Origin of the sequence: Shewanella phaeophyticola, assembly GCF_025398315.1 — a bacterium.
Classification (GTDB): Bacteria; Pseudomonadota; Gammaproteobacteria; order Enterobacterales; family Shewanellaceae; genus Shewanella; species Shewanella phaeophyticola.
The window spans coordinates 1,927,830-1,952,496 of record NZ_JAODOQ010000001.1; the positions used below are offsets into that span (position 1 = coordinate 1,927,830).

Here is a 24,667-nt window from a genome sequence, read left to right on the forward strand (position 1 = left end):
GTTAAAATGCCACCAATCTGGGATTTTGATTCAAGTGCAGAAGATGAAATTCAAGGTATTCAAACAATTCGTAGGCGAATAGCGGATAGCAAAGAGGTTAAATCGCTTCGCAATCAAAATCTTTGGACAGATATTAATGATAGGACAATAGAAGGTGGATTTTACTATCGCACAGCAGAGCATTCGGCACAGCAATCATCTGAGCGTTTAAAGAATTACGAAAAGTTATTCGAACAAGGCAAAGTGAATGTACTAAATTGTTCAACGACAATGGAAATGGGTGTTGATATCGCCGGTATTTCAGCCGTTGTCATGAACAACGTGCCACCGCACCCTGCTAACTATTTGCAGCGAGCAGGGCGAGCAGGGCGAAGCAAAGAGTCCCGAGCTTTAGCTTTTACTTTGTGTAAATCTAACCCACACGATACTCAGGTATTTAACAATCCTGCGTGGCCATTCACTACATTAATTTCAGCTCCGCTGGTATCACTTAATTCGGCACGTTTAACTCAGCGACATGTGAATGCGTACCTGTTAGGTAAGTTTTTAACTCAAGAAGTCGGTCACACAGAAAAAGAGAAAACATCACTTAATTTAAGTTGGTTTTATGAAAGCGAAGAGGTCAGTATCTGTGACCGCTTTAAAGCGAATATCTCTGGGCAAATTGATCTGTTTGAAAACGACATCAAAAGGTTAATTAAAGGGACAGTACTTGAAGGTCGATCCATAATCTCACTAATCGATTCTACAATGGATAGCATTGAAAAATTACAAAAGGCTTGGCTAAATGAGTTACACAGTGTCGAAAAAGAACTAAACACTACTCAAAAAGATGGCTCATATGCGTTCAGATTAGGAATGGAATTACAACGCCATCGTCGTGAATATTTATTACGTGAACTTGCGGCAAAAGCATTTTTACCCGGATACGGGTTCCCAACAGATATTGTTAATTTAGACAATTACAACATCGAAGACTTTTTACGTGACCAGCAAGGGCGCAGTAAAAATAAAATAGAACGAGAGGACAATATTTCTCGTTTACGCGGTTTACCTTCGCGCAATCTTGCAATTGCCATCCGTGAATACGCCCCAGGTGCTGAAATGGTCATTGATGGGAGAGTATTTCGTTCAGCTGGTGTGTCGCTCAACTGGCAAAATATTGCAGTAGCCGATGCTAAAGACGCCCAAAAATTCGACTTGGCATGGCGCTGTGTTCATTGCGGCCAGACTGGCTACACGTCTGAAATACAAACATCTGACAGTAATTTATGCTGTACTAATAGCCATTGCGGTCAACTTATTAAAAATGAAGACAAACTTAGAGTTTTGCAACCAACAGGCTTTGTAACTGATTTTTATGCATCTCCCACTAACAATATAACGACACAACAATACATACCTGTTCAACCGGCTTGGGTCAGTGTAAACAGTTCTACACATCCTTTGCCTAACCCTAAAATAGGTTATATGCGTTACGGTGCGGATGGCAGTGTATTTAATTATAGTGCAGGAGCACACGGTAAAGGATATGCCATGTGTTTAAGTTGCGGCAGAGCGGAGTCGCTTAATGCACAGGGAGAATTTCCGAGCAATTTAAGCCCTGATACCCCTCATACACCTATTCGTGGATCTAAAAAAGATAAAGCAGATGGTCGTCACCATGACTGTGAAGGCTCAGCACATATCCATAAAGATATTTATTTAGGCAGCCAAACAAAAACTGATGTACTAGAAATTATATTATGCCACCCCAATACACACGAACACCTAATAGATACGGGTCCTAATACAGAAAACCGTACCATTGCGTTAACCATCGCTGTAGCTACACGTAATGCATTAGCTTCAACTTTAGGTATATTAAATAGCGAGATGGGATACGCAATAAGGCCAACACTTGTTAACGGAGAGAATGTTCTTGCCATTCAAATGTACGATACAATTAGTGGTGGTGCAGGTTTTGCGTCTAGCGGATCAAACATGATAAGTGAGGTATTATCCAAAGCGTATGATAACTTAAGTTGTAATGATAATTGTGACAGTATTTGTGCAAGTTGTTTACTCGATGCAGACACTCGACATGACGTTAATAACTTAAACCGGTTATTGGCACAAAATTGGTTAACAGAAGAATTTAAATTTAGCTTGCAAATACCACAATCAATGCAGCTACTTTCACAATCCCAGCACGCCAGCCAAAGTGCATTTGAAGAGGTTCAACTAGCGCTAAACAAACAAGCTCGTTCAATTACCTTATTTTTATCAAATGAACCAAATGAATGGGATTTAGCTGCAAATACTTTTAGAAGAAAGCTAAAGCAATACGATAATCTCGAAAATGAGTTTCAAATTAACCTAGTGATCCCGTCAAGTGTAAAACTTGATTCACTAGAACAAACTCTTATTGATGACTTGTTGTTACTGCATGCTAAAGAGATAAATCTTTATCATGGTGACCCTAATGTATCTTCAGTAGGTGGTGATCACGGCTTCATAATAGCACAGATTGAAAACAACACAGGGGTATTTACCCTAGCCAGTAATTGTTTATCACTCGTAAATCCTGATCAAAATTGGTTACAACACCGCGATGATTCATATCTCATCAAGTCCTACCAACATGATAAAGTGTCAATAAATGCTATCGACATCAGTATTTGGCAACCAACACCCAATATCACCCAAATTGCGGTAGAGCTAACCAAAGAATGTAATGGTTTGTTAACTGATTTTGGCCTACATTTTTGGCAAGCATTATCAGATCAAAATGACACACTAAAACAAGCGCTGAATTCACAGAACATAGAGTCAATTCAATACAGTGACCGTTACCTACAAAACCCATGGTCAATGCTTATGTTAGGTGAACTACTTAAACCATTTGCTACAGTGACCCCAAGAGTAGACATATTCTCTTTATACAATAGAAAAGATAAAACAGGTTCCCAAGTCGGCCATGATTGGGATGATAAGCAAGAAATGATAGACATGTACAATAAATGGTTTGAATTGGGGCTAAAAATGCCGGTCAATTTAAATATCGAAACCTATAGAGGCAATATACAGCATCGCAGAGAGCTAATTCTAACCTTTACTTCAGGGTTAAGTTTCTCAATTCGCTTCGATCAAGGTTTAGGTTATTGGAAACATGATCTCAATTATCACAACTCAAAATTTGAATTTTTTGATGTCCAGGATCAATTGATCCAATTAACTAAAATCTATGACACTGTAAGTGTCAAAAACAGTTTTGATTGGTCAACCGATATTTATGTTAATCAGATAACGCAATAAGGCTAAACTGATTAATTTACTAGCACACACCACTACTTGGCGATAAAACACTTATCGCCAAGGGTAAAACTGATTAGCATAGGCTCTATAGCCATGTAAGCAGCACTTCAACAATAAGAGTACACCATGATCACAGGTCAACTAAAAAGCAAAATTGATAAACTTTGGGAAGAATTTTGGACTGGCGGCATTACCAACCCGTTAACGGTTATCGAGCAAATCACCTTTTTAATGTATGCCCGTATGCTCGATATGAATGAGCAAGCCGATGAAAAACGTAGCGCCCGTACCAATAAGCCTTTTAGCCGTCGCTTTAACGACAGTCAGCAACACTTACGTTGGCAACATATGCGTCACCTTGGGGCAGAAGAGTTATTTAAATTGGTACGCAATGAGCTGTTTCCGTTTTTCGCATCTAGCTCTTCGGCTGATAATGAAGGCTCACTGTTTAGTGAATTTATGAAAGACGCCCAGTTAATGATCCAAAAACAAAGCTTATTGGTAAAAGCGGTCGAAATGGTTAACGACTTACCGCTAGACAACTCCGACACAAAAGGTGATTTATACGAGTACTTGCTAAGTAAACTCACCACAGCAGGAATTAATGGCCAGTTTAGAACACCACGCCATATTATTCGTGCCATGGTAGAAATGATGAATCCAGATCTTAATAGCCGTATTTGCGATCCATCAACCGGTACCGGTGGCTTTTTATCGATTTCTTACGAATACTTATTAGAAAAATATAGCTCAAAACAAGGCATCGAGAGTGAGCCATTGTTTGATACTGACGGCAAGCCGCTAGTCGATATCTATGGTAAACAACTACAAAACGTATTGTATTCTGGCGATTTAATTGATGCTGATGCCCGTAAACACATCGACACCGACATGTTCCACGGCTTTGACTTTGACGCCACCATGTTACGTGTAGCAGCAATGAATTTGGTCATGCACGGCATTAAACAACCTGATATCCATTATCAAGATACCTTAAGCCAACGCTTTAGCGAAAACTTCCCTAATGAGTCAAAAGAGGGCATGGACATTATCCTTGCCAACCCGCCGTTCAAAGGCAGTTTAGATGAAGAAGACGTTTGCCCTGAGCTGCTGCGAAAAGTTAAAACCAAAAAGACTGAGCTGCTGTTTGTCGCGCTGATTGAGCGCATGCTAAAAATTGGCGGTCAATCTGCCACCATCGTGCCAGACGGTGTGTTATTTGGCTCATCCAATGCCCACCAGCAGTTGCGTCAATTATTAGTCGAAAGTAACCAGCTTGAAGCGGTAATTTCATTACCAAGTGGGGTATTTAAACCTTACGCTGGTGTGTCTACTGCTATCCTGATTTTCACCAAAGGCGGCAGCACCGACCACGTATGGTTTTATGATGTCCAAGCCGATGGTTTCTCACTAGACGATAAACGCACCCCAATTAAAGACAACGACTTACCCAGCCTAGTGAGCGAGTTTAAAGTCCGCGATAAAGCCATTGCCACCAGTGCTAAAAACGACAAAACCCAAAAGGCGTTCTGGGTCAGTAAAGACGACATTATCAGCAACAAATACGACTTGTCGATCAATCGCTACAAAGAAGTGGTGCATACTGCCGAAGTCTATGACGACCCAAAAGTCATCCTCGCCAAGCTTAAAGCCTTAGAAAACGACATTCTAAAAGACTTGAATGAACTGGAGGCAATGCTGTGATTAAGCTAGGATCTGATGAGTCTTTACCAAATGGATGGCAGTGGGTTGAGGCATATTCAGTTATGGACGTTAGAGATGGAACTCATGACTCACCTAAAAGTGTTGAGAATGGCATCCCACTCGTTACTTCTAAAAATCTTATCGGTGGGAAAATCGACTTTTCAACATGTAATATGATTTCTGAGGACGACCATGTTGCAATTTCAAAGCGTTCAGCTGTTGATGATGGCGATATTTTGTACGCTATGATTGGAACTATCGGAAATCCTGTTATTGTTGAAAAGCAGTTTGAATTTTCGATTAAGAATGTCGCGTTGTTCAAATTTACTAAAAGCAGCCAAGTTTATAATCGATATATTTATCATTTTTTAAATAGTGATTTAGCTACAAGGCAATTTGAGAGTAACTCCCGTGGCGGAACTCAAAAGTTTGTCTCTTTGGGAAATATTCGTGGTTTACAAATCCCACTCCCACCAATAGCTGAGCAAAAACGCATTGCCGCGATTCTAGATAAAGCCGATGCCATTCGCCGCAAACGTCAACAAGCTATCCAACTCGCCGACGACTTCCTCCGCAGCGTCTTCCTCGACATGTTCGGTGATCCCGTCACCAATCCTAAGGGGTGGGAGGTAAAAGCATTAAAAGATATAGCCAAAATCCAGATAGGACCATTTGGAACACAATTACATAAAGAAGATTATATTGAAAATGGAGTACCATTAATTAATCCAACACATATTGTTAAGGGAAATATAGTACCAAAATCGAACCTAACAATATCTTATGAAAAGCATGCGTATCTTCCTGAGTATCACTTGGAAATTGGTGACATAATAATGGGGCGAAGAGGTGAAATGGGGCGCTGTGCAATTGTGAGCGAAAAAGAAGAAGGATGGATGTGTGGTACTGGGAGCTTATTTATCAGACCGAATAAAGCGGGTGTTTTTTCAGAGTATTTGAACAAGTTGCTTTCAAGCCAAACAATTAAAAAACATTTACAATCAGAATCACAGGGCGCAACCATGCCCAATTTGAATAAAAAAATTGTTGGTGATATTAAAATTCCAGTTCCGAGTAATGAAGCGTTAGACCAATTTACTTCACTTAAATCAAAGTTGCTAACATTGACAGGTTCTTCACATGATTTTGCAAATGCAATGATTTTTGAATCAATATGCCAAAAAGCTTTCGCTGGCGAGCTATAACGCTATTTATAAAGACAATAACAAGGACGTTTAGATGTCAGAAGAAAGAGAACAAGAAGAAACAAAACTTAAACGCATCACCGTTAAAACCGAAACCGGCAGCAAATGGTTTGATGAGCCTGAAAAGTTACTCGCTTGGGTTCAACAACAACGTGATCTTTATACTTTTCATCGTAAAGTAAGTCAGCGTTATCAAATGCAACAGCTTTTCAGTACCTTCGATCAAAGTTGGAATAATCTGCAAACGCAAATCACAGATGGCTTAAAGCGATTTAAGCACGACCCAGAGAATTACAATCAGCGAGCAGAACAGTTCAGTCAAGACTTTGCTAAACTCTTAAATAATAGAAAATTGTTCACTGATGAAGCGTCATTCAATACCTTTGTTCAACGTCAGGTTGTTAAAAGCCCTGAATTCGGTTTAGCGGCAATTGCTGTTGAATTTGATTTTAATGTAACTCCAATTGATCGCAAAATGTACCAAGGCCTGCAAGAAGCGGATGCTTACTTTGCCGGGAGTGAAGACAGGATTGATGACGAGACCGAGTCGCTAGAACAATTAAAGCATCGTTGGGATGATGAGTTTAAACAGCAAAAGAGTAAACTGGAAGCAGATAATAGTCCTGTATTGTTTGAATTTATTCAACATAAAGTAAATGCCGAAAAGCTTATTCAAAAATGGCAAGACCAAACTGAGACACAAACCGCTGATTTAGATACCCATAAAAATGAGTTTAAAACAAAGTTCGATGATGAACTTGCAAAGGCTAAGACAGACTTAGAAAACCTCACAAAGACCTATGACGATAAGCTCGCCTTGCATGCTGCGGTGAAGTATTGGGGCATACAGCAAAAAAGCAATCGTAATAAAGCAATCGGCTTTGGCATTGTAATGTTAGTGATGATTATCGCGGTGGTTTTAACACTTATGGTATTTGTTAATAATCACTTAAACACAACGATTAAAGACGTCGCACTTAATAAACTGATAACCGTAGCTGTTATTACTACATTTGGTATTTGGTTAATTAAAGTTGCTGCCAATATCTTTATGTCTCACCTACATCTCGCTACCGATGCCCAAGAGCGCCGAACCATGATCCACACTTACCTAGCTCTCACTCGTAAAGGACAAGAGCACTAAAGAAGAAGACCGCCAGCTTATACTTCAAACCTTATTTAGACCAAGCACAACCGACATGGTGAAAAATGATCAAGGCCAACTCAACTTGTTGACTTAATTAACCGCCTATCACCAAAGCAGTAAGGAAGTATCAATGTCATCCTATTTATTAAGTTGGAATCCTAAAAACTTCTCAACAGGAGGAGAAGGCTCAGACCAAGGAACGTTAGACTACCAAAAAGATGAAATTGTTCGGTGGTCTTGCCACAGTAAGCAAGTGACAGAAGGTGACAATGTTTATCTTATAAAGCTGGGTAAAGGCTCTCGAGGCATTATCGCAAAGGGCGTCGTTACAAAAGCGAGCTATGTAGATAAGTGTTGGAAAGACGCAACCAAAGAACGTACTTATATTGATTTTCGAGTTGAGGATATAAGACATAATTGTAATGAAGGGTTGGTTCCTCAGGTACTGCTTCTAAAAGCCTGCCCACAGCAGCAATGGAGTCCACAAAGTTCTGGCATATCAATAAAACCTGAATATGAAGAAACAATTAATAATCTTTGGCTACAGGGAGAGAATGAGCATAGCTTAGCAATATTGTTTAACTGGCTAAGCGCTAATAGTTTTAAAGAAGAGGGCTGGTATCAGGACTATCAAGCAACTTGTAGTTTAAAAAATAATATTACGTCAGCCGATTCGATCGCTGATGATTTACTCCGAAGAATATGGCTGAAAAAAGCAAATGGTATTGCAAGTGTTGGCAATGGCTTTATGTATCAAAGGGAGATAGATGACAATAAAGTATTCCTACAGAAACTGACGTTCGATATTTTAACTAACCCGACAAAGGCAACATTCGACAAAGCATTTGAGGATTGGAAGAGTCAAGATGGTTTTTCAAGAACGCTATATTCAGTTTTGCATCGTGTTTTTTCTTTAGCTGACCCAGAAAGTATAACGAGTGTGGTTGGAAAGGAATACCTAAACGAGATAATCAAAGGGTTAAATTCGCAGCTTCAGTTGTCAATGTTTCACTCTAAACATTGGTTTGAAGATAATCAGGCATTGATACATGCTGTTACTCCTTACATAGAGCCAAATACCGACATATACAAGCGCAACATTTTGATATGGCACTTATATCAAGTTTTAACCCAAAAAATTGAAGCGCAATCATCCACAGATGTGAGCGAAGTAAAAGAAAAAAACCGGACGGTTATCAAGTTATGGACGATCGGAGCACAAGCTGCATGAAATCCCCCTTAATCAAATTTTATATGATTCACCGGGAACCGGAAAAACCTATCACTCAATTCAAGCGGCGGTTAAAGCGGCAGAACCTGAAATATTTAGTGCTCTTGGTATTGATGAAAGTACAGGTGCAACACCTGAACAGCGAGCCGAATTAACTCGCCTTTACAAGGAACTTTATAATTCAGGTCGCATAAGGTTTGTTACTTTTCATCAAAGTTATGGTTATGAGGAGTTCGTTGAGGGTTTAAGCGCTAAAACTGAAGGTGATCAGCTTAGTTACTTTGAAAAGGATGGTGTGTTCAAGTCGTTATGTATAGATGCCAAAGAGTACCAACATGCCAAAACAAAAACAGTTGCAAGCTCTTTTGAAGATAAATGGCAGGGGTTTTCTGAAGAATTGGCCGAAGCTGATGACGGAATTAAAATAGATACGTTAAGTAAGAAAACATACTTTACCGTTACAGATATAACGAATAACACAATTCGATTTGATAAAAGTAAAGGAGCGTCAGTTCATTCGTTAAGTGTTAAGACACTGCGAGCTGTTCATAACGGTGAAAAAGAAATTAAAGGCGGATTGCAACCATATTATGGCGCTGTGATTGAGTACTTAAATAAATTCAAAACACATAATGATGCCTCTAAAAAGGAGCGTAAAAACTTTGTATTAATCATTGATGAAATTAATCGCGGTAATATTTCCAAAATTTTTGGTGAGCTAATTACATTGATTGAACCATCGAAGCGTTTGGGTGGTGAAGAGGTTATAGAAGTATCCTTGCCATACACTGGTGATAGGTTCTCTGTACCGGATAACCTTTATATCATCGGCACCATGAATACTGCTGATAGGTCGTTAGCACTTATGGACACAGCTCTTCGCCGCCGTTTTGACTTTGTTGAGATGATGCCTGATTACAAGGTTCTGCAAAATGAAGCAGGCTCATCATTCAAAGTTGAAAGTGCCGGTTTTGAAATCGATTTAGCGCTGCTATTGCAAACACTGAACAAACGAATATCAGCACTATACGACAGAGAACATCAGCTAGGTCATGCGTTTTTAATGCCTGTTGTGAAAGCTATTTTTGGTGAGGGCGAGAAAGCCCTTCATGAATTGAAGAACTGCTTCCAGAATAAGATTATTCCATTACTCGCTGAGTACTTTTTTGAAGATTGGCAAAAGATTCGGCTAGTGCTTGGTGATAATCAAAAGCCCGAAGCTTATCAACTTATTAAACAGTCAGATGTCGATTTTGATGCGCTCTTTGGTGATACTGAGGATGTTGGTGATATCGTAGATGACATTCAAGACTATAAGTTGATTGAAGCTGACTCTGAACTTTGGACTGATCCTTTGACCTATATAGGCATATATAGCGTTGGAAGTTTAACTTTCTCAAATCAGGATGAAGGTTAACTCGCTCAGCATGATTAAGGGATTAAAACGACACAAAACGACAAACGTTACCGTATTTGAGTATGGACTCTTAATTGCTAGTGCTAAAGCCGCAGAAAAAGGTAATGTTGAAGCAATATCTGAAGATGCTTTTGAATATCTTAAAAAGTGTTGTTTATGTGATGAGTCGGAATCACGTTTTTTAAAGCTGAAAATTGCGCATGGCATGGAAGTGCTGCAAGTGCAGAATTACGCTGGTGTAGTTCTTTGCCCTGATGGAACACAAATAGAAATACTCCCCAAAATCGCTAAAGCAAATAATCAAGAACGTGCAGCTACAGAAGCGCAAAAATCTTTGTTGTTGATGCTCAAATCATTAAAGCAATTTCGCCACATTGAAACTGAGGTTGCGAGCATTAAAAAGCAAAAAATGCCATTGATGGAAATTTTTATCGCGCAGTTTCTAAATGCGGTAAATGTTCTCGTTAAGAAAGGCGTTAGAAGTGACTATGTTCGAGAGCAAACTAATAGTGCTTTTCTAAAAGGGAAGCTCCTGCACAGTCAGCAACTGAAACACAATTTTATTAATCGCCACAAGTTTTATGTTGAATACGATGCTTATTTGATGGATAGAGCGGAAAATCGACTTATTCATTCAGCACTAAAATCTGTCGCCTCATATACCAATGTGAATAAGAGTAAAAAGCTATCTCAGGAGCTTCTATTTGCTTTTGACGAGGTGCCTCTTAGTACAAACTACAAGAACGACTTCTCTAGTGTGAAATTCCAAAGAGGCATGCAGCACTACGATGTGCCTTTAAGTTGGGCAAGGCTTATATTGGAAGGTTACTCGCCTCATTCAATGCTGGGTGATAACAATGCATACTCGTTATTGTTTCCAATGGAAGCCGTATTTGAAAACTTTGTCGCTAAATATTTGAAGCAACGAGTGACTAGCCCTCAAAAGCTTTCTTCTCAAGTACAAAGCAAATCACTGGTAACTTATGGTGATAAGAGCTATTTCCGCCTCAAGCCTGATCTATGTCTTAAAGACCTTGCGGGGTTAAATACGGTATTAGATACCAAGTGGAAGTTAATCAATCAAAATAAAAAAGCGGGCAAAGATAAGTTTGGTTTATCTCAAGATGACTTCTATCAAATGCTGGGCTACGGCTACAAGTACTTGAAAGGTCAAGGTGACCTAGTTCTGATTTACCCTAAAACAGATAACTTTGAACAAGCTTTAACGAATGATTTTTATTATGACGAAGAACGAAAACTGAAGTTAAGAGTCGTGCCATTTGATGTGAGCCACAAGAGTAAGGAAAGAATTAACTTAGAGTTGTTAGGGATTTCAAATGGGTAGAAAATTATCTTTGTTGTTTGGTGCGTCAAACTCCCTAGCAAAGTGGTTAAAGGTAGAGCTACCGAGGTTGCCTACTCTTGAAGGTAAACAAGTTGGTGTTAATACATTGAAGTCAGATAGCACAACAATGTGCTGGCAAGCTCATATCATAGACAACCAATATAAGTCCTATGAAAAGACCATCATTGTTTGTGAAGCCAATAGTCGCTTCATTTTCTTTATACCTGTTACCGCACGCTTAACTCTTGATGACTTAACAAAGTTACTCACTATGGAGTGGCAGGCAATGCTGGCGGAAACATTGGAAAGCTATCAACTTATCCCTAGAAGTGACATAGCCATGTTATTGAGTGAGCTATCAGACTTAACATTTAGTGTTGAGTGGGTCAAAAATACCGATTTAAGTATTAATGGGCATATTAGCGATGCAGGGCTTTGGGTTGAACAAATACTCATAGAGCAAGGCGCATCTGAATTATCAGCCCAGCAAGCAACTGAACTAGCAATTTACCTAAACACTTCGGTAAAACGGATAACAAGTAAAGAAACTAAGCGTAAAGAGAAAGTGATCCCAGTGGAAAAGTTATTGGCTTATTGCCGCACATTGGTTTTAGGTGATGGTGCTGAAACAAATGTGGTTAGTTTTGAAGATTATAGAAATAAATAAAATTACATATATGTTTTAAATGTTATATCTTGATAGTGGTTGGTTTTATTAACTTATTGAAATTAAAGGGTTGTAGCCTGTTCTTTAAATTGGCATTGGATGTGCAATTTATAGAGTAGAAAACAGAAAGAGTATAAATTTTGGATAATAAAGAATTAATTGGTTCAGTTAAAAGCATCTTAGCACGCCTTCATTCTTTTGGTGTTAGCAAAGAAGATGTACGCAATTTATTAGTGCTTCTATTTCTTTTGAGATGGTTGCGTGATGAGATGATTAGTTTTGCTGAATACAATGGTGAAAGTGAAAGTTTGAAGCTTGCCGATAGATTGAACAGGTTATTTTCTTCAGACATCAGTTTCCGTGAAATCGATCAACATATCGATGAAAGCCTAAGTTTACTTAGACACTCTGTAAAAGTTGAAGGGTTAAGTGAACTCGATTTCTCGTCAAAGTACCATTTATTTAAAGACAAAAGAGTCGTCATGGAGGCTCTTTATTGGTTTAACCAATGGGGAGGGCTTCGTTTAGATCGTAGAAAAGATATTTCACAATTGTTTGAGGTAATATTACAGGAAACAAGAACTCCTCAAACAACACAATTCTCGTCTAGTAAGTTACTTTCACAACTAATAGTGGCTATCGCTGACCCTAAAAGCGGAGAAACCATCTTAGATCCGTGCGTTGGCGAAGGTAACTTCCTAATAGCTGCTCACAACGCAATTGAAACCGCAGACACGGATTTCTTGTCGCATACTTCTTTCACTGGATATGACTTATCAGAAGACTCCATTCTCATTGCGATGGTGCGATTCTTTTTATCTGGAACGTTTAACTTTCATTTAAGCAGAAGAAGTGGTTTATATGATTCCTATGGACGAGGCCAGCAACCTAAATATGACGTTGTTTTAGCTCAGCCTCCAGTTGGGGTTAAAAGAGAAGATTATCGTCATTTATGTTATGAAAAACAATTCCCTGTTCTTACAAATGATATTGTTGGAATGTTTATACAGCAGGCTATATTTTCATTGAAGCCGGGTGGCAGAGCATTAATAGCTATACCTGAAGGGTTGTTATTCGGTAAAAATAAATCTCAAATAGAATTACGAAGATACTTGGTAGAACACGGCTACATAGAAGCTGTAGTAAGAATTCCACCAAAGACGTTAATTGAAGACTCCGGAATCCGTGGAGCTTTACTTCTACTAAGTTCTAGTAAAAAGAGAACTCACAAAGTTCGATTTGCAGATCTTTCAGCGTATTTGCAACATGTGAATAGTAAAACATCTCAATTGCTGCCTAGGGTTCTGCTGCATGATATTTTAGAAAAACTGTTCCGTGAAAAGTTACCTGAAGCAATTCCTTTGCCTCCGGGTGTGAAAGAGAGAGCTGCGGGTTTAGGAGCTTCAACTCGCGCCTTTTGGGATGTATCTTTCGAAGAAATCGCAACCAATAATTGGGACTTAAATCCTGTTCGTAAGGAAGATGATGCGTTAACTCTCCTGCTAACCGACTTTAGAAAGTTGATGGGGGATGAAGTTAAAGTTGAAAACTTATCTAAAGTTGCACAAATAAATACAGGCAAGTCAGTTAGAAGTTCGGAACAAACTGATACAGAAAATCCATATGGTTATATCCGTATTCGAGATATTGAAAATTTTAAAATACAGAAGGTCACTACTTGGGTACAGGAAGAGTTAGCTAGAGCTTATTACGACAATAAATTATATAAAGGTAACATTTTAATATCGAAAACAGGCACCATAGGAAAGCTAGCGCTAGTTGATGATATTGGCGAAGGGGCTTTTGCGGGTAATAACTTTTACGTTTTACGAATAAACTCAGCCAAAGTTTCACCAGAATACCTACTGTATTATTTATCGACCTCATTTTGTCAGGATTGGCTAGATAGCAGGAAAAGAGGGGCTGTTCAGCAACACATAAATACCGACGTAATAAAAACGTTGCCCATCTTACTGCCGTCACTAGAAATGCAAAAGCGTGCTGTAGCACAGTATGAACAGCATGGAACAGATGTAATTACGTTTTTAAAAGAGAACAGTCAGCAGTCTGGTGAAAATACTGTTGAATGCCTTGTCGATACGATGGAAACGGAGCTAGCCAAATTAGTTGGCAATGATTCGAGCATTGAAAAGTCTGCCAATTTGTTGAGTGAGATCTCGTCAAAAGTGTTGAGCATTGACGGAGTAATTGATGAACTAAATTCACAACAAAAAGATTGGTATTCAAGAGTCCTAAACATATTGCGCGTTTTAAAGGACATTAACAAAATTCCACCGGGTCCTGTTCTATTAAATATATTTCAAGATGCGAGTGAACAACTAGTTCAACTGCGTGAAGTAACGGCTGGAAATTACAATTTGGAGGAAAGATTGCTCCGCGTTTTTGCTTATGTTCAAGGATGGATAGACAGAAGCATCGACATGATATTAGCCAATGTTAGTATTTTGGTGTCGTCGTCAGTTGGGGAGTTGGAAAAGAGTTCCAATGTGGAGTTTTCTATTTCACTAAATAACCAAGGTTTTCTTCCGTTGAAGAATGTGGTGGTAGAAACATCTCCTAATTTTGGTAGAGGCGACACTTATTATTTGGCCGACCACGCTTCGATGGAAGTTTCACTATCATGTAAAACTTCAGATGCTGATAGGGTTAGCTTTACCGTAATGTGGCGAGCAGAAACGCTAGCTGGGAAACAGGTGAGTGGAAGCTCTGAGCTTGCAATAAAACTAACGCAACTGAGTGAGGAATTTAAGTCATTTGATTCTGCTAGTAACCCATATGTAACTGGTAGTCCTCTTGCACCAGAAAATGGTGCGTTAGTGTTTTATGGTAGAGAAACATTGCTTAATCAAATTCAGCGTCAGGTAGAAGCTACGGGAAATGTCATTTTATTGGAGGGTAATAGACGTGCGGGTAAGACGTCAATACTAAAACATTTAGAGGGCAATAAAACAATACCAAATTGGTTGGTAGTATATTCGAGCCTACAGGGAGCTACTGGGGCGTCGAATAAAGTAGGTGTTCCAACAGAGGAAGTATTTAGAGAAATAGCAAAATCAATTGCTTCCGCTATTACGAAATTAGATATTGATGTTCCTTTGCCGGATGGAAAAATAATCTTGGCAGGTAAGCCTGCTTTAGGAATTGCAAGGTCATGTAAAGCTGGCATCGGCGAAGATTCACCATTTATTGATTTCAGAGACTATTTGGAGGTTTTACTATCTGTATTAGAAGACAAGAAACTCGGTATTGTTTTAATGCTAGATGAATTCGATAAGCTTCAAGAAGGCATAGATAATGGTGTTACTTCTCCTCAACTTCCCGAAAATATTCGGTATCTAATTCAAAATTACTCAAGGTTTTCGGCTATTTTAACAGGTTCACGAAGATTGAAGAGACTTCGCGAAGAGTATTGGTCAGCATTATATGGTCTAGGCACGAATCTAACAGTGAGTGCTTTGGACAAGGCAAGTGCTGAAAAAGTTGTAATAGAGCCAGTTAAAGAATACATAGCATATTCTGGTGAAGCTGTAGAACTGATTTTGAGTTTAACCGCAAGACAACCTTATCTTATTCAAAAAATCTGTAATCGTATTTTTGATTATGCTGTTAGGAATTCAGAGCACTCAATCAAAACTTATGATGTAAATCATATTGCAGGTGAGTTAATTGTAGCTGACGAACACTTTGCAAGCTTATGGGATTATGCACGCTTAGAGCCTGTTAACGGCGGATATAGAAGGCAAGTTTTACTATGCACATTATCTAGTAATTTTGATAACAAACCTTTATGCACGTTTGGGATGCTGCAAGAATATTTAGTGCAAAATGGCGTTGATGTAAAAGACGATGAGTTAGAAGCTGATATTGCTTATTTAAGAGAATTAGAACTAGTTAATTTTTTTGGTGAAGATGGAACTGGCTATTACGCAATTGAAGTGCCGCTAATGGCTAAGTGGATTAGTTATCATCAAGATAGCGAAGTAGTATTAAAAAATGCGCTTAATGATGAGGGAACGATAAATGATAAATAGAAAATTTCCAGTTACGGGTAATGAACCTAAGCTAATTGGGCGTTCAAATATTCTTGATGAAATATTAACAGCGATTACAAAACCTGTACCAGATCACATTCAAGTTGTTGATCCAAGATACTCTGGTAAAACAGTAGTTTTGAAAAAACTAAAGGAAATTGTTTCATCAGATGGTAGCACAGAGTATTCGTGTGTACTCCTGTGGGATCTTGGTCATATTACACCGAAAAATGATTTAGAGTTTTTAAGTCAGTTTGCAACCAACTTATCTGAGGCTATAAAGGATAAATTTCCAGATTACTCAGAACATTTAAAATCATCGAAAGACACTTTTCAGCAAGATATCGCTGAAGTTTTAGACGCATTAAACGATGAAACAAAAATTCTAGTGATTTTTGATGGTTTTGATAAAGCTCTATCTAGTGACAAATTAACAAGGAATTTGTGGGACCAATTACGAGAGTTAGCGCAGAATAAGTCATTGACACTAATTACGGCTAGCAGAAAGTCTCTTAGGGAGTTGATTCGAAACCCTGATGCACAAACGAGTGATTTTTGGAATATATTCCTATCGACACCAATCCGTGTTGATTGCTTTGATGAAAATGAGATAGCTGACATATTAACAAATTACTGTCAGGTAGAGTTTGATAAGGGGGCGTTAACTGAATTGTATAATGCAACCAATGGAACTCCAGTTGTATTGTTAGAAGTATTGAATTATCTATTACATGCACATGATGGAAAAAAGATTACTAACGCTTTAGTACAAGATGCAGTGTCATGTTCATTTGAATCAAATCACAACTTTATAGATGACCTTTGGCATGATTGTTCGCCAGCTACACAAGACAATATTAGGTTATTAGTTGAAGAGTCGGAAATTCAAGGTGCTAGTCATTCGGATAAAACGAGCATTGTTGAGAAAGGGTTTGCAAGGGCTAGTGGTAGCAAATTGATTAAGCCGAGTCGTTTATTGCAGAGTTATTTAGAAAGCCGAGCTAATGAAAAAGGGGCGATTGACCGTCTATTCAGTAGTGAAGAAGCGTTTGCCCAAAACTTTAATCATGTTTTATCTAAGCGAATTGTACAAATATCGAACATCGATCATGAATTAAATAGGTATTTACAAAGAAGCTTGGAAGATTTACCAAACCATCCAAGCGTTTGTTTAAGTGGTATTAGGGGGATTTTAGATAAGTGCTTTGACATTATCTGGAATGCTGAATTTGGAGGGAAAGTCGTCCCCGACGGTCATTTTGATACTTGGAATTACCATAAAGAACATGAAAGTCTGCAAGAGTTTAAAACTAGCTTTCCCCAAGGAGCTAAGCGCTTAAAACTATTAAAAGCTCTTACTACACCAGAGCGCTCAAACCCACTTGCAAAAGTAGTTTCCAAATCAACCTATGTAGCAATAAATGCTCTTTATCCATTTGGAGACTTCGGACAACATCAAGAAGGCGAAAAAATGAACCTTCAAATGGTTTATTCATCTATGTTACTTGCGGTTGAACTAGTCGCGTCTTTGCAAAATGATTTAGCGAAAAGCAAAGACGGAGTTTAGTTTTCGGATGATCAGATTGGTATGTCGGTATTGTTAAGCTATCACTCTTCGTATTCTGTATACATGAAAGTAATAAAATTTACATTTTGGTAAAATTTAATACAAACAAATTTAAGCTGAATTTTTAAGGTCTTGAAAATATAGTGATTTAATTTAGGCACCTATTGTGCATTGTGTAGGTAAATGCAAATTATAAGGAAGTGAAGTAAATGCCTGAAATACAGAAAGTTAGTTTGAAAATTCCTACTGTTTGGAATAGTGAAATCAAAGTTGATGGGAATAAAGTCGAAAGGTTGCTTTATCCAGAAATAAATACTGAGGTTCACTTAGCTCGTACAGGTACTGCTGGTGTGTTGATTGGTAGTACTAATGTAGATATTTACCTTAAGCGTTTTTTACTGGTGAAAAGTAGTAAATGTGATGTTAGTGCTTATCCAGATTTGCCCATTTTAAAGGTTAAAAAGTCAGCCGATTTTAACCCTATTTATTCTGAAACGACTTTGATTTGGTTAAGGTCTCCAGCTTATTTCACAAAAAAACTGTCTCCAACAGATGTTGCTAAATCATGGATTAATAAGTTCAGTTTCAAGGAAGAAGATCAAGAGTTACAAACTCATGGTCTCAGAACGCCCCAAGTGGGAGCGTTGCATGCCATTTCTGCTGAGTTTTCCAAGAGTAACATTGAGCCTAGCACTGTAGTTTTGCCAACAGGTACGGGCAAAACCGAAACAATGCTATCTACAGCTATTTATCATAGGTGTAGAAAAGTATTGGTTTTGGTTCCGTCAAATTCACTTAGAGATCAAATAGGTGAAAAATTCAAAACGCTTGGGTGCCTCAAAGAACTGGGAGTTATCGAGAAGGATACTCTTTATCCAGCAGTGACAAAGATTAAATATGGTATCAAGTCCAGTGATGACGCTAAACAGATTTTAGAAAATTCGAATGTCATTATCGCCACACCTCAAATTCTTAATTCCAAGTTTTCTAAAGCTGGAGTTTTGGATGTTTTATGTGAAGGCTGTGATTATTTGTTTGTTGATGAGGCTCATCACATATCAGCTAAAAAATGGAATGAAATAAAAGAAAAGTTTGTTGGGAAACGTGTTTTGCAATTTACTGCAACGCCATTTCGAAATGATACTGAGAGTCTTGGTGCCAAGATTATTTATAACTACACAATGGGTGAAGCGCAGCGAGCTGGCTATTTCACAAGTGTCCAATTAGAGCCTGTAGAAGAGTACTTTCAGGAGCAGATGGATGAATCTATTGCTGATAAAGCTTTAGCTTTGCTTAAGAAAGATATTGGTGACGGTTTTGATCATTTGATGATGGCTAGGGTTCGCACTAAATCTCGAGCGGAGGAAGTATATAAACTTTATAAACGCCTTGCTCCCGAATTGAACCCCATACTTGTTCACTCTGACTTGACAAAAACAGAACAAAACAAACGTTTAGACTTGTTAAAGGCTAAAACCTCAAAGCTTGTAGTATGTGTTGATATGCTTGGGGAAGGTTATGACCTTCCTAATTTAAAAGTAGCTGCAATTCATGAACACCATAAAAGTCTTGCTATCACATTACAGTTTATAGGTCGCTTTACGCGAGTGTCGAGCAAGGAAAAATTAGACGTTGCAAAGGTTGTCGTTAACATCGCTGATCCTGGTGTAGAGGGCGCACTTCAAAAACTTTATGCTTTAGGTGCTGACTGGGATGTAGTGCTTAGGCGATTATCGGAGAATCAAATAGAGCGGGAAGTCCGCTTACAGGATGTAGTTGATTCGTTAAAAGGTGAAGGTGATTTACATGATCAGTTATCACTTTGGAATTTACGACCATCTCATTCCGCTATGTTATTTAAAACCGATTGCAACAACTGGCAGCCAGAGAAATTTAAAGAGATAGATTTTGCTTGTAATGAACATTGGCATTCAATCTCAGTAGAAGAAAATATATTGGTGCTCCTCGCTGTCAAAAGTACGGCAGTAAAGTGGGGGCATTTCAAAGACATCAATGACATTAACTACAAAATATTAATCGCTCATTGGGATAGAGTTAGAGATGCGCTGTTCGTTTATTCTAATGACTACAAGAGCTTTAAGGTTGAAAAATTAGTAGAAAAGCTTTGTGGCGAATCATCATTCGTTATGTCTGGAAAGCAGATATTTAATGTCCTCAATAATATTGAATACCCTTTGGTTACCAATCTTGGCTCTGCACAGAATGGAGCTATTAGCTTCACACAGTTTTTCGATCCAAACGTGACAGAAGGGCTGAGTGCAGTTGAAAAGTCTGCTTCTACTTTAAGTAACATAGCGGCTTTGGGATATGAGAATGGAGACAAAGTTTTGTGGGGATGCTCGGAGAGAAAAGGAAAAGTATGGTCTCCACAAGCAGGAACGATTGCTGATTGGTTAGATTGGGTAAAAGATGCTTGGGATAAAGTAGCTAATGGAAGTACCGATGAAGCGAACATTACACGAGACTTCTTGCGTCCGACTAAGATAGAAAAGCCTCATAACTCTAAACCTATTTCTATTCAGTGGGGTGAACAACTTCAGCAGAGGTTTGAGGATGGAGTTATGATCTATTTTGGTACTGTATTTCAATATTTGTATGAGATTGATTTAAAGGTAGATTGGGACGAATCAAACAATAATCCAAAACTAGTTTTTCAATCTGAATTATATCGTTCTGTATACGAATTGATAATTGATGGAGATTTACCGAAAGGCTATAAATATAAGCTAATTGAAGGCGATGAAATAAAGATCCAAATTGGCAATTCAGAAGAAATGCCTCTGATGGAAGAAATGTTGAAAGACCCAATATTTATTTATTACGCAGATGGATCGTTTTCATATAACTGCTATTGGGTAGAGGTAAAAAATAACATTGGTGAGTTTGCTAGAGAACATCTAACTCCCGTTAAGTGGACAGTAGATATTACAAATGAATCGATGGGGGCAAGTCAAAAAACAGACAGCGTGCAGTATCAAACTTGGAAAAAAATTGAGAATGAATTCGATATCATCATCAATGACGATGATAGTGGTGAGGCGGCTGATTTAGTTGCGCTTAGATCTCTACCAGACAAAATCATTTTAAGTTTGTATCACTGTAAATATTCGCACGGAGCAACCCCCGGAAGACGTTTGAGTGATTTATATGAAGTGTGTGGACAGGCTCAGCGCTCAGTCCGTTGGAAGCATGTTGGATTACCTTATGTTTATAAACATATTAAAAAGCGGGAATCTGCGTGGAGAAGCAAAGGAAACAGTAGGTTTTTAAAAGGTAATATTGCGGCTTTAGAAAATTTGAAAAATAGATCAAGAACAACATCCGTTGAGTTTCAGGTGACTATTGTGCAGCCAGGCGTACTAAAGTCATCAATAACTGAAGAAATGCTAAAATTGCTCGGTACAACAGAATTGTTTATTAAAAAGACAACAATGGCTGACTTGCAAGTTTGGTGTTCTTAATTATCCATAGCTATAACAGATAATAATTATTGAATTACTCTGACATGCTAAACAATAGATAATTAATTGTTGTGCCTTTTAAGGTAGGGGTCAGCTCAAAAGTTTCAAAAATCAACTTGTGCCAACATGTTTGGCACGAAATGGGCACAAAATTGCAAAAACGCACTTTTATGAGGTCACAGTAACAAATTTTGATTGCGTGATAAAGCTTCACTAAGCGGTGAGCTGTGGTAGGTGGTGTTTGAATATTTTTGCAACTTTCGGGGTTTAGGCACGAATTATTTTGTTTAGGCACAAACATCAACTTAATATAAATTCAGTATTATTTATAATTTGCTGTTTTTTCAAAGAATTAAAGCTAGAAATGGTACACCCGAGTGGACTCGAACCACCGACCCCTACCATGTCAAGGTAGTGCTCTAACCAGCTGAGCTACGGGTGTATTGTTTGAAATTGACTGATTATACTCTGTCAGAAGAGTGGTACACCCGAGTGGACTCGAACCACCGACCCCTACCATGTCAAGGTAGTGCTCTAACCAGCTGAGCTACGGGTGTATTGTTTACTTTTTGATAATATCTCAATGTTTAGACTCTTTGAAAAGAGTGGTACACCCGAGTGGACTGCTTTTTACATCGAGAATACCACCCCCTACCACAGCTTTTCAAATGAGTAGGTAGTGCTACTCTTTTTTAACAGCTGAGCTACAGGTGTAATGCTTAAAAACAACGTAAATTATGTTTTGTTTCAAAGCGGTCGCTATATTAAGTGGGATAGGTAGTTGCTTGCAAGAAAAAAAAACATTTTTATGACTAAATGGTGATTTGCTGCGCAACTTGATTCAAGCTTAAGCAATCCGTTGCCAATAAAACTGTTAAAACAGCCTCATTAGCCCACTAACTGAAATTTCGTACCGTGCTTTTGGATATACTTTAATCGAATAGCAAACAAAATCGCTGCGACAGTTAACCCTGCGATGAGCCCAATCCAAAATCCTTTAGCCCCTAATGGGGCTCCGAATAACTGGGTATAACCTAATAAATACCCCGCAGTCATACCGATACCCCAATAAGAAAAAAGCGTGATGTAAAATGCGCTACGGGTGTCTTTATAACCTCGTAATGCACCAGCTGCAACAACTTGGATCGAGTCTGATATTTGATAAAAAGCCGCTAACATCATTAAACTGCCTGCAAGTGTAACCACTTCTGGGTTGTCGTTATAGAGTAAAGCTATTTCGTGTCTAAAGGTAACCGTTAAGAGGGCTGTACAAACCGCTAATACTAATGAAAGTCCTAATCCTACCTTTGATACTAACGCTGCAACCTCAGGTTGATCGCGGCCAAGGTAGTAACCAATACGAATTGAAACCGCTATACCGATAGATAACGGCAACATAAAGACGATAGAGGAAAAGTTAAGGGCAATTTGATGACTCGCCACCACGGTAGCACCTAACGGTGCTAAAAATAATGCGATGATGGCAAATAAGCTGACCTCAAAAAATATCGACAGCGCAATTGGCATACCTAATTTTATCATTGACCACATACTAGATAAATGTGGACGATAGAACTGACTAAATGGCTTAAGTTCTTTAAATGTCTTATCGACTAACATATAGATAATCATTGCCAATAACATTGCCCAAAATACAATTGCTGTAGCTACGCCACATCCAGCGCCCCCCATTGCTGGGATCCCAAATCCACCATAAATAAAGACATAGTTAGCTGGAATATTGACGGCTAAACCAATAAACCCAATGACCATTGTAGGCATGGTGTATGAAATACCCTCACTACAGCCCCGAAGAACCTGGTAAAGAACAAAAGCTGGAGCACCCCACAATATCGCGTCGATATAACCCACGGTGAGTGACTGTAATTGCGGCTCTAAATCCATCAAGTCGAGTAAATAAGTGGAAGATGCGAGAAAGATCATCACCCCTATAGCGCCAATTATGGCAATATAACTCGCTTGAAATATTAATGATGGGATGACTTGTTGGTTATTTGCACCATGATGCTGTGAAAACACCGGTGTAAACGACATCAATAACCCTTGAACAAATAAAATAGCAGGTAGCCATAAACTGGTACCAACAGCCACCGCGGCCATATCAACGGCACTAACACGACCAGCCATAACGGTATCAATAAACCCCATCATGGTTTGTGTCACTTGTGCAATAAGTACCGGAAGCGCCAATATTATTAAGCGCTTAATTTGGAAACCTGTATTATTCATTAAAAAGCCTATAACGGAACGAAAAATATGTTTACTGGTATCGTACAAGCCACATGCGAGGTGGTTTCTATTCAAAAGCAAGCGGGTCTTAAAACATTTGAAGTCAAGATGACACCAGAATTGACACAGGGATTAGTGACGGGAGCAAGTGTTGCTAATAATGGCGTTTGCCTGACCGTCACCAAGGTGCTAAATGATAAAGTTTTCTTTGATGTAATGGAAGAAACATTAGCGCTAACCAATCTAGGCAAAATTAATGTGGGTGATGCGGTAAACATTGAACGTTCATTAACATTTGGTACTGAAATCGGTGGTCATATTTTATCGGGGCACGTCCATACTCAAGCCACTGTAAAAGCGGTCAGTAATACTGCTGAACATTATAATATTGAGCTACAGGTTGACCCGCATTGGATGAATTATATCTTTTATAAAGGCTTTGTCGGTATAAACGGTTGTAGTTTAACGGTAGGTAAGGTGAGTGAAGATGGCTTTATACTACATTTAATTCCTGAAACGTTAAAACTAACCAATTTAGGTCACTATAAAGCCGGTGACAAATTCAATATTGAAATCGACAGTCAAACGCAAGTTATCGTTGACACGGTAGAGCGCGTACTCGCAAAAAAGCAGTTACTTAATAACTAACGCTAAGTCTTATTTATTAGCTTACAACAATAGCCCTACAGCTTATGTTTGTAAGCTAATAGATTTGCTCATCATCAGAGTCAACATGCAACTCAATCATCCGCCGATTATCATCTAAATGCATACGAATATGGATCGGGTTACAACAAATTCTGCAATCATCGTAATATTCTTGATCACCCGCGCTTGCATCTAAGGTGACATGTTGGTTGTGCCCACAGTGCGGGCAACTGATTGTGCGTGATAATAATCTCATGTCACTATCTCCTACAGAGGTATTGATAAACACAGTATAGTGAGAATATTTTAATGTGGATCAACCATAAGGTTGATTTTCTTTGCAGTGAATTATTTTGAATCAAAAACAAATATTGCAAGGCTCAGATCGCTAAGCGATTGAATATAAAATGCTTAATAAAACCTTTTATTTCAAGCTAAATGAGTTTCGTACAGTTTTTACGATGAGCAATCGATTTTCAGCAGCCTAATTACCTGTAAATATTTGAGTTTTTTATCACTAACTTTTTTACGTTTTAAGCAAAGATTATTCAATTTATCGATTTGTTATAAATATATTCCATATTAGCCTTTGTAAGGTTGCGCCACAAAGTGCTTATCACATAGAATAACCGCCTACGTTTTTGGGTAACTAAGA

The 24,667-nt window shown here is 38.5% G+C and carries 14 protein-coding genes and 2 tRNA genes; 12 read left to right on the forward strand and 4 right to left on the reverse strand.

The window, feature by feature from the left end:
- The first annotated feature begins 6 nt into the window (after positions 1-6).
- From N4T56_RS09010 to N4T56_RS09060, 11 genes are all read left to right on the forward strand, one after another.
- Positions 7-3,297, forward strand: a complete 3,291-nt coding sequence (locus N4T56_RS09010; protein WP_261732983.1) for a DUF1998 domain-containing protein — start codon at positions 7-9, stop codon at positions 3,295-3,297.
- A gap of 126 nt (positions 3,298-3,423) precedes the next feature.
- The gene (locus N4T56_RS09015; protein WP_261732984.1) at positions 3,424-5,001 is read left to right on the forward strand and encodes a type I restriction-modification system subunit M; all 1,578 of its coding nucleotides are present in this window, start codon (positions 3,424-3,426) and stop codon (positions 4,999-5,001) included.
- Positions 4,998-6,206 carry a restriction endonuclease subunit S gene (locus N4T56_RS09020; RefSeq protein WP_261732985.1) on the forward strand — a complete coding sequence of 403 codons (1,209 nt, stop codon included), beginning with the start codon at positions 4,998-5,000 and terminating at the stop codon, positions 6,204-6,206. The genes N4T56_RS09015 and N4T56_RS09020 overlap by 4 nt, the downstream gene beginning before the upstream one ends.
- Before the next feature lie 34 nt (positions 6,207-6,240).
- On the forward strand, positions 6,241-7,350 hold the full coding sequence (locus tag N4T56_RS09025) for a DUF6161 domain-containing protein (RefSeq protein ID WP_261732986.1): 1,110 nt from the start codon (positions 6,241-6,243) through the stop codon (positions 7,348-7,350).
- Between the two features lie 133 nt (positions 7,351-7,483).
- Positions 7,484-8,584, forward strand: a complete 1,101-nt coding sequence (locus tag N4T56_RS09030) for a hypothetical protein (protein WP_261732987.1) — start codon at positions 7,484-7,486, stop codon at positions 8,582-8,584.
- A gap of 295 nt (positions 8,585-8,879) precedes the next feature.
- Positions 8,880-10,001 (forward strand): McrB family protein, encoded by a 1,122-nt coding sequence (locus N4T56_RS09035; RefSeq protein ID WP_261732988.1) that lies wholly within the window; start codon positions 8,880-8,882, stop codon positions 9,999-10,001.
- Between the two features lie 10 nt (positions 10,002-10,011).
- Entirely contained in the window at positions 10,012-11,346 is a 1,335-nt protein-coding gene (locus tag N4T56_RS09040) for an McrC family protein (RefSeq protein WP_261732989.1), read from the forward strand.
- Positions 11,339-12,013, forward strand: a complete 675-nt coding sequence (locus tag N4T56_RS09045; protein ID WP_261732990.1) for an amino acid adenylation — start codon at positions 11,339-11,341, stop codon at positions 12,011-12,013. Before N4T56_RS09040 ends, N4T56_RS09045 begins: the two co-directional genes overlap by 8 nt.
- A gap of 140 nt (positions 12,014-12,153) precedes the next feature.
- The gene (locus tag N4T56_RS09050; protein WP_261732991.1) at positions 12,154-16,065 is read left to right on the forward strand and encodes an N-6 DNA methylase; all 3,912 of its coding nucleotides are present in this window, start codon (positions 12,154-12,156) and stop codon (positions 16,063-16,065) included.
- Positions 16,055-17,632 (forward strand): hypothetical protein, encoded by a 1,578-nt coding sequence (locus N4T56_RS09055; RefSeq protein WP_261732992.1) that lies wholly within the window; start codon positions 16,055-16,057, stop codon positions 17,630-17,632. The genes N4T56_RS09050 and N4T56_RS09055 overlap by 11 nt, the downstream gene beginning before the upstream one ends.
- Before the next feature lie 209 nt (positions 17,633-17,841).
- Positions 17,842-21,114: a DEAD/DEAH box helicase gene (locus N4T56_RS09060; protein ID WP_261732993.1), complete on the forward strand. Its 3,273-nt coding sequence runs from the start codon at positions 17,842-17,844 to the stop codon at positions 21,112-21,114.
- 365 nt (positions 21,115-21,479) lie between these two features.
- Here the strand turns inward: N4T56_RS09060 and N4T56_RS09065 are convergent.
- The 3 genes from N4T56_RS09065 to N4T56_RS09075 form a co-directional block, all read right to left on the reverse strand.
- A tRNA-Val gene (locus N4T56_RS09065) sits at positions 21,480-21,556 on the reverse strand.
- Between the two features lie 38 nt (positions 21,557-21,594).
- Positions 21,595-21,671, reverse strand: a tRNA-Val gene (locus N4T56_RS09070).
- Between the two features lie 331 nt (positions 21,672-22,002).
- A complete protein-coding gene (locus N4T56_RS09075; protein WP_261732994.1) occupies positions 22,003-23,364 on the reverse strand; it encodes an MATE family efflux transporter in 1,362 nt (453 codons plus the stop codon).
- A 27-nt stretch (positions 23,365-23,391) separates the two neighbouring features.
- Between N4T56_RS09075 and N4T56_RS09080 the strand changes: the two genes are divergently transcribed.
- Entirely contained in the window at positions 23,392-24,012 is a 621-nt protein-coding gene (locus N4T56_RS09080; RefSeq protein WP_261732995.1) for a riboflavin synthase subunit alpha, read from the forward strand.
- A gap of 55 nt (positions 24,013-24,067) precedes the next feature.
- Here the strand turns inward: N4T56_RS09080 and N4T56_RS09085 are convergent, their stop codons facing one another.
- Positions 24,068-24,268: a CPXCG motif-containing cysteine-rich protein gene (locus N4T56_RS09085; RefSeq protein WP_188921524.1), complete on the reverse strand. Its 201-nt coding sequence runs from the start codon at positions 24,266-24,268 to the stop codon at positions 24,068-24,070.
- Between the last annotated feature and the right edge of the window lie 399 nt (positions 24,269-24,667).